Origin of the sequence: Stenotrophomonas acidaminiphila (genome assembly GCA_002951995.1) — a bacterium.
In the GTDB taxonomy this organism is placed as follows: Bacteria; Pseudomonadota; Gammaproteobacteria; order Xanthomonadales; family Xanthomonadaceae; genus Stenotrophomonas; species Stenotrophomonas acidaminiphila_A.
Genome location: CP019797.1, coordinates 1634194 through 1646323, shown reverse-complemented (window position 1 = coordinate 1646323; position 12130 = coordinate 1634194). Strand labels below are relative to the sequence as shown.

General features: G+C 71.2%; 8 protein-coding genes and 2 pseudogenes. 7 read left to right on the top strand and 3 right to left on the bottom strand.

Annotated features, from left to right (window positions below):
* Positions 1-34: 34 nt before the first annotated feature.
* Complete coding sequence (locus tag B1L07_07335) at positions 35-208, bottom strand: hypothetical protein (protein ID AUZ54934.1); 174 nt, start codon at positions 206-208, stop codon at positions 35-37.
* A 39-nt stretch (positions 209-247) separates the two neighbouring features.
* On the opposite strand from B1L07_07335, the gene B1L07_07330 reads away from it, so the two are divergent.
* Entirely contained in the window at positions 248-1108 is an 861-nt protein-coding gene (locus B1L07_07330; GenBank protein ID AUZ54933.1) for a folate-binding protein YgfZ, read from the top strand.
* On the opposite strand, the gene ugpC is transcribed toward B1L07_07330, so the two are convergent.
* Positions 1109-2209, bottom strand: a complete 1101-nt coding sequence (gene ugpC / locus B1L07_07325) for a sn-glycerol-3-phosphate ABC transporter ATP-binding protein UgpC (GenBank protein AUZ56504.1) — start codon at positions 2207-2209, stop codon at positions 1109-1111.
* 348 nt (positions 2210-2557) lie between these two features.
* On the opposite strand from ugpC, the gene B1L07_07320 reads away from it, so the two are divergent.
* The 6 genes and pseudogenes from B1L07_07320 (at position 2558) to B1L07_07295 (ending at position 8900) form a co-directional block, all read left to right on the top strand.
* Complete coding sequence (locus B1L07_07320) at positions 2558-3997, top strand: glucose-6-phosphate dehydrogenase (GenBank protein AUZ54932.1); 1440 nt, start codon at positions 2558-2560, stop codon at positions 3995-3997.
* A pseudogene (locus tag B1L07_07315) lies at positions 3994-5000 on the top strand (glucokinase). Before B1L07_07320 ends, B1L07_07315 begins: the two are co-directional and overlap by 4 nt.
* Positions 4997-5713: a 6-phosphogluconolactonase gene (locus B1L07_07310; protein AUZ54931.1), complete on the top strand. Its 717-nt coding sequence runs from the start codon at positions 4997-4999 to the stop codon at positions 5711-5713. The pseudogene B1L07_07315 and the gene B1L07_07310 overlap by 4 nt, the downstream one beginning before the upstream one ends.
* Before the next feature lie 154 nt (positions 5714-5867).
* Positions 5868-7783, top strand: a pseudogene (locus B1L07_07305) (phosphogluconate dehydratase).
* A gap of 42 nt (positions 7784-7825) precedes the next feature.
* Positions 7826-8485, top strand: coding sequence for a 2-dehydro-3-deoxyphosphogluconate aldolase (locus B1L07_07300; protein ID AUZ54930.1), 660 nt, complete (start codon positions 7826-7828; stop codon positions 8483-8485).
* Positions 8486-8642: 157 nt separating this feature from the next.
* Complete coding sequence (locus B1L07_07295; GenBank protein AUZ54929.1) at positions 8643-8900, top strand: hypothetical protein; 258 nt, start codon at positions 8643-8645, stop codon at positions 8898-8900.
* A gap of 17 nt (positions 8901-8917) precedes the next feature.
* Here the strand turns inward: B1L07_07295 and B1L07_07290 are convergent, their stop codons facing one another.
* Positions 8918-12085, bottom strand: a complete 3168-nt coding sequence (locus B1L07_07290; protein AUZ54928.1) for a coagulation factor 5/8 type domain-containing protein — start codon at positions 12083-12085, stop codon at positions 8918-8920.
* Positions 12086-12130: the final 45 nt, after the last annotated feature.

The following is a 12130-nucleotide window of genomic DNA, read 5'->3' as shown; positions in this document are numbered from 1 at the left end:
GCTGGGCGGCGGATGCCGCGTTGGCTGACGCTGCTCAGAAATCGATGCAGCGACCGTTTTTCTCCCAATCGCCGTAACGCACCGGATCAAGTCCGCCGCGTCCGCCGATTTCCTGCGGTACCGTTCCGGCATCGGCAAGCGGCTGCTTCTCCGGTTCCGGCGGGGCTGGGGTTCCGTCCTCGGGAGTGGGGGTTGTTTGGCCTATCATGGTCGGTCTCGCAACGCACAAATTTTAGTCCCCGTTCACGTGTCTGACAACCTCGCCCCCCTCTTCAGCGGTACGCGCGCACTGCGCCGGCCCCAGGTGCTGGCCCTTTCCGGCCCGGACGCGGTCGCCTTCGCCCAGGCCCAGTTCGCCAACGACGTACCGTCGCTGGCCGACGGCCATTGGCACTGGAATGCGTGGCTGACCGCCAAGGGCCGCGTCCTGGCCGTGTTCCAGCTGCTGCGGCTCGATGCCGGACAACTGCTGCTGCTCTGCCACGACGGCGGTGTCGAGGCCATGGCCGAACAGCTGCGGCGCTTCGTATTCAGGCGCAAGGTCACCCTTGCCCACGCCGATGCCTTCGCCGTCGAAGCCGCGTTCCAGGCGCCTGCCCGCGCCCATGGCGCCGCATTCGCCCACCTCGACGGTGGCGCCATCGAACTGGACCTGGGGACCGCGGCCCACCCGCGCACCCTGCGCCTGGTGCCGGCGGGCACCGCAGCGTACGCCGATGCCGCCGAGCTGGCCTGGCGCCAGTGGGACCTGCGCTTCGGGCTGCCGCGGCTGGAGGCCTCGCAGCAGGAACAGTGGACGCCGCAGCAGCTGGGGCTGGACCGGCTTGCGGCCTACAGCGTGAAGAAGGGCTGCTACCCGGGTCAGGAAATCGTGGCGCGCACCCATTTCCTGGGCAAGGCCAAGCGCTCGCTGGCCCTGCTGCATGGCGACCTCGCCAGCACGCCCGGCGACGCGGTGACCCAGGCGGGCGCGGCCATCGGCACCGTCGCCAGCAGCGCCGGCACGCTGGCACTGGCGGTGCTGCCGCTGGACCTGCCGGCGGGCGGCCTAGAAGTGGCGGGCGCGGCGGTCGAGCGCCTGGAGCTGCTCGACGGCCTGGCGCGCTGATCAGGCCGCCTGCGCCGCGTCCAGGCGCAGGCCGCTGTCCACGTCGAAGAAATGCAGCGCCGCCGGAACGACGGCCACGTCGATCCGCGCGCCCGCGGCGGGCAGCACCTGCGGCGGTACCCGCATCACCAGCGGCCGGCCGGCATGGCGCAGGTTGACGAACATTTCGTTGCCGACCGGCTCGATGCCGTCGATCAGCGCCGGGAAAGCCGCGTCGCCGCCGCCCGGCTGCAGGTGCTCCGGGCGCACGCCGACCACCACTTCGCGTCCGGACCAGGCAGCCGGCACCGGTGCGTGACCGAGTGGAATGCGACCGTCCTGGCCCATGTCCAGCGCCACGTCCCCGCCCGCCAGCGCCTGCAACCGCCCCTTGAGCGTGTTCATGGCCGGGCTGCCGAGGAAGCCGGCGACGAACAGGTTGGCCGGGCGCTGGTACAGCGCCATCGGCGTGTCGATCTGCTGGACCATGCCGTCGTTGAGCACCACGATGCGCTGGCCCAGGGTCATCGCCTCGACCTGGTCGTGGGTGACGTAGATCATCGTGGTGCCGAGCTTGCGGTGCAGCTGCGCGATCTCGGTGCGCACCGAGTGGCGCAGCTTGGCATCGAGATTGGACAACGGCTCGTCCAGCAGGAACACCGCCGGCTCGCGCACCAGCGCCCGCCCCAACGCCACGCGCTGGCGCTGCCCGCCGGACATCGCCCGCGGCAGCTTGTCCAGCATTCCGCCCAGGCCCAGCATGTCGGCCGCACCCTGCACCCGGCGCGCGATCTCGGCCTTGTCGTGCCCGCGCAGCTTCAGCGCGAAGGCGAGGTTCTCGGCCACGGTCATGTGCGGGTACAACGCGTAGTTCTGGAACACCATGGCGATGTCGCGGTCCTTGGGCGCGACGTCGTTGACCACGCGCCCGCCGATGGACAGCGTGCCGGCGCTGATCTCTTCCAGCCCCGCGACCATCCGCAACAAGGTCGACTTGCCGCAGCCCGACGGCCCCACCAGCACCATCAGCTCGCCGTCGGCGATGTCGAAACTGGCCCCATGCACGGCGACCTGGCCGTTGTCGTAGACCTTGCGCACTCCGTCGAACCGCACGTCCGCCATCGCCTGCCTCATTCAGTCCGGCCGCGCCCACGGCGACCGGCGAAGTGGATGGCGACGCGCGTCGCCAATGCGGTCGGGACGACCGCGTTCGAATACGAATACAGGGGAAACATTCTGCCACGCAAGCGTTCTCCCATGGCACCATCCATGGTTCGCGGCGGCGCTGGCGGACGCCCGCACCGGCCGGTTTCGACACCCGCGGACCGCTCCCCCTCCCAGCGCGCTCGCCGCACCCACCCGGACACGGCGCAGGGGCGGCCGACGGCTGCGGGACCCCCACTGGAACAGCAACCAGAACATAGCGAAGGGCGATTGACAACGATGTCACCAGAACACGAAACTCGAGCCATGCACGACACCCTCCTCCTGTTCGGTGCCACAGGCGACCTGGCCCAGCGCTATCTGTTCCCTTCCCTGCTGCGGCTGCTCGGCGATGGCCTGCTCCCCGAGGATTTCCGGGTGCGCGCGATGGCGCTCTCGCCGCACGACACCGACAAGTTCCGCGACATCCTACGGCCACGCCTGGAACAGGCCCTGCCGCAGGCCAGCCAGGACGACATCAACAACCTGCTGCGGCGCATCGACTACCGCTCGGTCGACCTGCGCGACCCCGGCTCGATCGCCGACGCGGTGCGCGAGTTCAACGACCGCCACTGCGTCAGCTACCTGTCGATCCCGCCCGGGCTGTACATCTCCACCTGCGAGGGCCTGGCCCTGGGCGGCGCGCTGTCCGCGCCGCACCGGCTGATGCTGGAGAAGCCGATCGGCTCGGACAGCGACAGCGCCGAGCAGATCCTGCGGTCGATCGGCGCGCTGATCGACGAGGACCGGGTGTTCCGCATCGACCATTACCTGGGCAAGGCCGCGGTGCAGAACCTGATGGCGCTGCGCTTCGGCAACACCCTGCTGGAAGCGGTGTGGAACCGCAATTACATCGAATCGGTGCACATCATGGTGGCCGAGAGCGACGGCGTCGACGGCCGCGACTCGTACTACTCGCGCTCCGGCGCGATGCGCGACATGGTGCAGAGCCACATCCTGCAGCTGCTGTGCCTGGTGGCGATGGAGCCGCCGGCCTCGCTGGAAGCGGACCGGATCCGCGACGAGAAGGTCAAGGTGCTGCGCGCACTGCGCCCGCTCGACGCGCGCCATGCGGCCAAGGACAGCGTGCGCGGCCGCTACACCGCCGGCACCATCAATGGTCAGCCGGCACAGGCCTATCAGCCGCCGGAAGGCAGCGAGGCCGAGACCTTCGTCGGCGTCACCGCGCATATCGACAACTGGCGCTGGGCCGGGGTGCCGTTCCACCTGGTCACCGGCAAGCGACTGCCCGAGCGCACCACCCGCATCGAGGTCAACCTCAAGCCGGTCACCCACTGGCTGTTCGAACGCCCCGACCGCCGCCATGCCCAGCCCAACCGGCTGACCTTCCAGCTGCAGCCGCAGGAGAACATCCAGCTGGGGCTGATGAGTTCGCTGGCGGGCCCGGAATGGGGCGCGCTGGAACTGCAGCCGCTGGAGCTGGAACTGTCGGTACCCACCGGCCTGCATCGCCGCATCGCCTACGAGCGCCTGTTCCTGGATGCCTTCAACGGCAACCACGCGCTGTTCGTGCGCGATGACGAAGTGCGCGCGGCGTGGGCCTGGATCGACAGCGTCGCCGACGCCTGGAAGGCCGCCGACCTGCCGATGGAACCGTATCCGGCCGGCAGCTGGGGCCCGGCGCAGGCGCACCTGTTCCTGCCCGCGGCGATCGTCGCCGACAACCGCGCGGACGACGCGCTGTGAGCGGCCCGGCCGGACACGTGCTGGTCGCCGACATCGGCGGCACCAACGCGCGCTTCGCGCTGGCCGACACCTCCACCGCCGCCCCGCTGGACCCGGGCAGCATCGGCGAATACCCGGTGGCGCGTTTCGCGTCGCTGGCCGATGCCGCTGCCTGCTACCTGCGCGAGCGCGGTGCCCGGGCCCACAGCGGGGTGTTCGCCGTGGCCGGGCGGGTGGACGGCGACGAGGCGCGCATCACCAACCATCCATGGGTGATCTCGCGCTCGCGCACCGCCACGCAACTGGGCCTGTCGCGGCTGCACCTGATCAACGACTTCGTCGCCCAGGCGATGTCGGTGGCGCTGCTGCAACCGGCCGACGTGGTCCAGACCGGCGGTGCCCCCTGGCAGCCGGCCGCGCCGTCGCAGCCACGCAACTACTGCGTGATCGGCCCCGGCACCGGCCTGGGGGTGGGCGGGCTGGTGGTCCGTGATGGCCGCTATTACCCGCTGGCGACCGAGGGCGGCCATGCCAGTTTCGCGCCGACCACCCCGAGCAGATCCGCATCCTGCAGATCCTGGGCCAGCAGTTCGGGCGCGTCTCCAACGAGCGGTTGATCTGCGGCCCGGGCCTGGTCAACCTGCACCGCGCGCTGAGCGAGATCGCCGGCCAGGACCCGGGCCAGCCGCAGCCGGCGCAGGTCAGCGAGCGCGCCGCCGCCGGCGACCCGGTCGCCATGCGCGCGATCGAGGTGTTCATGGACATCTTCGGCGCGGTCGCCGGCGACGCGGTACTGGTCCAGGGCGCCTGGGACGGCGTGTTCCTCACCGGCGGCCTGGTGCCGCGGCTGCTCGAGTCCCTGCGCCATTCCGGCTTCCGCAGCCATTTCGAGAACAAGGGGCGTTTCAGCGCGACCCTGTCGCAGGTACCGTCGCTGGCCATCGTCCACCCCTGCCCGGGCCTGCTCGGCGCGGCCGCGTACGCGCTGGACCTGGAGCAGGCCCCATCCGGAGCACCCGCATGAGCGCACTCGCCGAACGCCTGACCCTGGTCCGCCACTCCGACGAGGAGGCCTGGACCGAAAACGTCGCCCGCGAGATGGCGACGATCCTCGGCCATGAGATCGGCCAGCGCGGCCGCGCGCGCATGCTGCTGTCCGGCGGCACCACGCCGGCCCCGGTCTACGAACTGCTGGCCGAGCAGCCGCTGGAATGGGCACGGGTGGAAGTGGGCCTGGCGGACGAGCGCTGGCTGTCGCCGCAGGACCGCGACAGCAACGCCTGGCTGGTGCGCCACAGCTTCCTCAACTTCGCCGAGGGCGCGCATTTCGACCCCCTGGTGCGGGTGGGCAAATCGCTGGCCGAATGCGTCCATGACGCCAACCTGCAGGCCGAGTACTCGCAGCCGGCCTGCCTGGTCGTGCTGGGCATGGGCAACGATGGCCACACCGCCTCGCTGTTCCCGGGCTCGCGCGACCTCGAACGCGCCCTGCAGGGCAGCAAGCCGTATGCGGCGCTGGACGCCAGCGGTTGCCCGGTCGCCCGCGACTGGCACCTGCGCATCACCCTGACCCCGCGCGGGCTGGCGTCCGTCGGCAACCGCCTGCTGTTGCTGCGCGGCAAGCAGAAGCTCGAGGTACTGGAGGCGGCGCTCGCCTCGGGAGACGTGCATCGCTATCCGGTGCTGGCCGCCATCGACGCGCCCGGCCCGAAGCTGCGCGTGCACTGGTGCGGGTGAAGGCGAACCGGGAAAGAACCGGCGGGCGTGCGGGATCACGCGCCCTGCCGCGTGCCGGGGCGATGATCCGGCATGGGCCGCGCCCACCACTTTCCGCCTTCCGCAGCCTCCTTCCTCCCGCCTCCCCCTCCCCCTTTCCCTGCGTGTAAAAGCCATGAGCCTGCATCCGAAAATCCACGCCATCACCGAACGCATCCGCCAGCGCAGCGCGCCGTCGCGCGCGGCGTACCTGGCGGGCATCGAGGCCGCGCTGCGCTCGGGCCCGTTCCGCTCGCGCCTGAGCTGCGGCAACCTCGCCCATGCCTTCGCCGCCTGCGGCCCGACCGACAAGGGCCGGCTGCGCGGCGACGTGACCCCCAACCTGGGCATCATCACCGCCTACAACGACATGCTGTCGGCGCACCAGCCGTTCGAGCACTACCCGCAGCTGATCCGCGACGCCGCGCGCGAACTCGGCGCCACCGCGCAGGTCGCCGGCGGCGTACCGGCGATGTGCGACGGCGTCACCCAGGGCCGCGGCGGCATGGAACTGTCGCTGTTCTCGCGCGACGTCATCGCCCAGGCCACCGCCGTCGGCCTGAGCCACGACATGTTCGACACCACCGTGCACCTGGGCGTGTGCGACAAGATCGTCCCGGGCCTGCTGATCGGCGCGCTGGCGTTCGGCCACCTGCCGGCGGTGTTCGTGCCGGCCGGGCCGATGACGCCGGGCATCCCCAACAAGAAGAAGGCCGAAGTGCGCGAGCGCTATGCCGCCGGCGAAGCGACCCGCGAGGAACTGCTGCAGGCCGAGGCCGACTCCTATCACGCGCCGGGCACCTGCACGTTCTACGGCACCGCCAATTCCAACCAGGTGCTGCTCGAGGCGATGGGCGTGCAGTTGCCGGGCGCCTCGTTCGTCAACCCGGAACTGCCGCTGCGCGATGCGCTGACCCGTGCCGCCACCGCCCGCGCGCTGGAGATCTGCGCGCTCGGCAGCGATTTCCGGCCGCTGGGGCGGCTGATCGACGAGCGCGCCATCGTCAACGCCATCGTCGCGCTGATGGCCACCGGCGGCTCCACCAACCACACCATCCACTGGATCGCGGTGGCGCGCGCGGCCGGCATCGTGCTGACCTGGGACGACATGGACCAGCTGTCGCAGATCGTGCCGCTGCTGGCGCGCGTCTACCCCAATGGCGAGGCCGACGTGAACCGCTTCGCCGCGGCCGGCGGGCCGGCCTTCGTGTTCCGCGAACTGATGGACGCCGGGCTGATGCATGACGACCTGCCGACCATCGCCGAAGGCGGCATGCGCGCCTATGCGCAGGAACCGCGGCTGATCGACGGCAAGGTCGTCTACGCGCCGGCCGTCGCGCACAGCGCCGATACCGAGGTGGTACGCGCGGCCGCCGCGCCGTTCGAGGCCCAGGGCGGGCTGCGCCTGCTGCGCGGCAACATCGGCCGTTCGCTGATCAAGCTGTCGGCGGTGAAGCCGCAGTACCGCACGATCGAGGCGCCGGCGGTGGTGGTGGACGCGCCGCAGGCACTGAACAAGCTGCATGCCGCCGGCGCCCTGCCGCAGGATTTCGTGGCCGTGGTGCGCTACCAGGGACCGCGCGCCAACGGCATGCCGGAGCTGCATTCGCTGGCGCCGCTGCTGGGGCTGCTGCAGAACCAGGGCCGGCGCGTGGCGCTGGTCACCGACGGGCGCCTGTCCGGCGCCTCGGGCAAGATTCCCGCCGCCATCCACGTCACCCCGAAGCCGCCCGCGGCGGCCCGATCGCGCGCATCCGCGAAGGCGACATCATCCGCCTGGATGGCGAGGCCGGCATCCTGGAAGTACGGGTGGACCCTGCCGAATGGGCGGCGCGCCCGCTTGCCGCCAACACCGCACCGGCCGGCCACGACCTTGGCCGCAACCTGTTCGCGATGAACCGCAGCGTGGTCGGCCCGGCCGACCAGGGCGCCGTTTCCATTTCCTGCGGCCCGGCACGCGCCGACGGCAGCGTGTGGGAGTACGACGCCGAGTACGAACTGGGCCACGATGCCGCCGCGGCTGCCGCCCCGCACGAAGCCAAGGACGCCTGACCCCCACGGGACGCGCCGCGTCCCGCCCCACCGGAACCCGCCATGACCATCGCCCAGCACCAGGACCGCGCCGAACACCTGCTCACCGCCGCCGGCATCCTGCCCGTCGTCACCGTCCACACCCTCGACCAGGCGCGCGCGGTCAGCGCCGCACTGCTCGAAGGCGGCCTGCCCGCCATCGAGCTGACCCTGCGCACGCCGGTGGCGATGGACGCGCTGTCCATGCTCAAGCGCGAGTTGCCCGACGTGGTGGTCGGCGCCGGCACCGTGCTGACCGTCGAGCAGATGCGCCAGGCCATCGACGTCGGCGCCGACTTCCTGGTGACCCCGGGCACGCCGGCGCACATGGCCGACGCGCTGGCCAGGGCGCCGCTGCCGGTGGTCCCGGGCGCGGCCTCGCCCACCGAACTGCTGGCCCTGCTGGCGCGCGGCTTCCGCGTCTGCAAGCTGTTCCCGGCCACCGCCGTGGGCGGGCTGGCGATGATCAAGGGCGTGGCCGGGCCGATGCCCGAGCTGAAGCTGTGCCCCACCGGCGGCATCACCGAGGCCACCGCGGCCGACTACCTCGGCCAGAAGAACGTGGTCTGCATCGGCGGCTCGTGGATGGTGCAGGACGCCTGGATCCGCAGCGGGCAGTGGGACGCGGTGAGGAAATCGGCCGCGGCCGCCGCCGCCATCGTGCGCGCGGTCCGCGCCGGCTGAGCGCACGCCGCGGCGCCGGCCGACGCATGGCACCCGCGCGCTTCGTTGCGATGGGGCCTGCCTGCAAGACGCCGCGCACATCCGTCCGGCCTTGGCGCGGGCAACACAGGGTTGCGGTCATGATGGCGCACGACCTTTCCCCGGAGCCGAGTGATCGATGGACGAAACCACCCCGCGCATGCGCAACCTCTTCCTCCAGCTCGGCCTGGACGCCGACGAACAGGCCATCGCCGGGTTCATCCGCAACCACCAACTGCCGCTGGAAACCGGCATCGGCGAGGCGCCCTTCTGGAACGCGGGGCAGCGCCAGTTCCTGCGCGAGAAGCTTGCCAGCGACGATGCCTGGGCGATCGTCGTCGACCAATTGAACGAGGCGCTGCACGAGGACGCGAGCCGCGCCCGCAACCCCGGCTGAGCGACGGCGCGGCGGCCTCAGCGCCGGCCACGCTCGCTGCGCCGCAGGTCGGCGGGGATCTCGATCTCGACTTTCGCCGGCAACGTGGTGATCCGCAGTTCGCTCCCCGACCACGCCGCCGGTTCGCCGTTGATCCGGGCCGCGCCCGGCTCGCCCGCGTAGGGCCACGGCAGCACCAGCCCGCCGCCGGGCAGGCGCAGGCCGTCGGCGACCTTCAGGGTCAGCTGCCGCTCGTCGCGCACCAGCGAATAACGCAGCGGGCCATGCGCGGTGCGCAGGCCCTCGATGGCGACGCCCTTGCCCGCCAGCCAGGGCGCCGGCACGCCGACGGCCAGCACGATGGCGTCGTCGATCTCGCGTTCGTACGCGAACATGTCCAGCGCCGAACGCACGAAATCCGATGCGACCCAGGCATGCGGCAAGTCGCCGACGAAGAACGGCGTGCGCGGCGTCGAGGACACCACCTCGGCCCACTGGTTCCAGGCCGGCGGCGCGCGGTCGCGGAAGAAGAACTCGCTGGCCTCCCAGGCCCGCTCGCGCCAGCCCAGGCGCACGAACGCGCCGACGTTGCGCCATTCGTACGGGGTGTAGTCCTTCCACGGGCGCTTGCCGTCGCGGCGCTCGACGAACTGCTGCCAGTAGCGCTCGAACGTGTTGTCCAGCGCCGGTTGCGGCAGCCGGCCCTGCTCGCCGCCCGGGGCCAGCGCGATGGTGGTCGAGGTGGCGTCGAAATCGCCCAGCTCCACCGAGCCCGGCAGGTAGTCGATGCGGTGCGCGGCCATGCTCGCGCGCAGCGAGGCGTCCAGGTCCTGGCGGAACTGGTCGCGCGAAGCGGCCATCGCCTCGGCCTCGGTGGCCAGGCCAAGCGCCATGGCCATGTCGGCCGCATCCTTGTACCCGCGCAGCGCCCAGAAATCGTCCCAGTACGAATGCACCGGCTTGGCCGAATAGCCCTCGTGGCTGATCGAGGCCGGCATCATCCCGTAGAACCCCGGGTGGCGCGCGCGGTTGTCCTCGCTGCGCTCGCTCAGCCGCAGGTCTTCCATGTAGCCCCACGCGGCCAGCACGTGCGGCCACATGCGCTGCAGGAACTGCATGTCGCCGGTGTGGCGCCAGTACCCGGCGATGGCATGGATCAGCTCGCCGTGGCTGTCGTTCTCCGGCACCGGGTCGCTGCCGCGGGCGTCCACGCAGCACGGCACCATGCCGCTGTCGAACTGGTACGGCGCATACCATTCCAGGTATTGCCGCACCGCGTCCTCGCGACCCAGCCGCAGCAGCCCTTCGGAAATCATCGCGCCGTCGCGGATCCAGCTGCGCGCATACGAACGCGTGCCCGGCTGCAGGCTCGGCCCGACCCGCGAGATCAGCATGTGCGCCAGCGCGGTGCGCAGGGTGTCGGCCAGCGGCTGGCCGGCCTCGGGCAACTGCAGCCGCACCTGGTCCAGCGTCTGCCTCCACATTCCCGCAACCTGCTGCTGCGCCTTGTCCGCATCGAAACGGCCGGGCATCGACCAGGCGCCGGTCTGCGGCAGCACCAGCGCGACCTCGCGGCTCTGCCCCGGTTCCAGCTTCCAGGTGTAGAGCATCGCGCCGGACGCCAGCCCGGTCGGGTCGCTGACTTCGCGCGTGCCCGGCAGGGTGCGGTCGGCCAGGTGGGTGACGTCGAGCTTGCTGTCGAACGCACTGGCGAAACCGGCATCGGGCGGTGTCATCGCGAACACCCGCGGCTGGCCGTTGACCGCCACCTGCGCGCCCTGGATCGCCAGGCGCTCGATCCGGCTCACGCCACCGACGGTATTGAGGAACTGGCTGGGCGGGTTGACCTGGAACGGCCGTACCGCGAGCGCCAGCCGGTACTCGTGCGCCACCTTGTCCGGGTTGTGCAGGCGGTAGCGCGCCACCAGCTGCGCCTGCCCGGGCCGGCCCTGGACGAAGCCGGTCACCTGCAGGCCGAACCGGTCGTGCTTCCATTCCACCGAGGGAATCGGCAGGTAGCCATCCTGCAGGCGCTGGCTGGCGCTGACGTCGGCCCAGCCCAGCACCTTGCCGTCGAGCACCACGAACGGCTCGATGCTGAAACCGGCGCGCACCGCCTCCAGGGTGCCGTCCTCGCCCATCAACGCCTGCTCGCTGCCGCCGTCCAGGCCCAGCAGGGTCCAGTACGGCTGTTCGCCGGAAAAGCCGCGCGGCAGCGACCCGCGCGGCAGGTCGCGCGCGACCGAGCGGACGAAGTCATTGGGCGTGGCGGCGAACGCCAGCGGCTTCAGGCTGATGTCGCGGATGCCGTAGCGCCAGCTGGGGCCGTCGATGAGGTCGAAACGCAGGTAGCGTGCCTCGGTCTCGGGCAACGCCAGCCAGTCGCGGTCGCCACCGCCGGCGCTCACCTCGCGCAGCCTGCGCCAGTCGCGCCCGTCGACCGAGGCCTGCACCACGTAGCGCGACGCCTCCAGCCCCGGCACCCATTGGATCACCGCGCCGCCGAACTCGCGCACCTTGCCCAGGTCCAGGCTGACGGTCTGCTGCTTGACCCCGCCGCTGATCCATACCGTGTCCGGCCGGCCGTCGGCGATGCGCTGCTGCAGCGCGGTCGCGGTATCGGCGATGACGCTGGCGGTCAGCGCCGAGCCGTCCTCCTTGGGCAGCGGCTGCAGCGTGAGCTGGTCGAAGCACACCGTGCCCTTGCCGCCCACCTTGCTGTAAATAGTGAACTCCACCGCGGCGCTGCGCCGCAGGACCGGGTCCTGGCCCGGCCCCCAGGCCTTGTCGATGTGGCGCTTGCGGTAGCTCACCCGGGTCCAGTCCTTGGGGAAGCGGTAGCCGCTGCGGTTGACCCACCACACGTTGTCGCCGCTGGCGTCGATCAGCTTGAACTGCAGGTCGTTGGCCGGCGAGTCGCCACGCAGGCCGAAGCTCACCTGGTAGTTGTCCGGCCAGGTGACATCCAGCCGGCGACGGATGCCGGCGTAGCCGGAGACCTCGTGGAAATCGTAGTCCAGGCACAGCGCGCGGCCGCCATTGCCGTTCACCGGCCGCAGCGAACCGCTGACCTGCGGCGAGGTGATCAGCTGCCAGGCACCGATATCGTCGAACTTCGCCAGCACCCGGCTGCCGCCCTCGGCCGCGCCGCCGTTGCCGGCCAGGGTCACGGTGCAGAACAGCAGGAGGGCAAGGAACCTTCTCATCCTCATCACGGTGGATCTCGGTACGGGGGCGGCGGCCATGGTGTG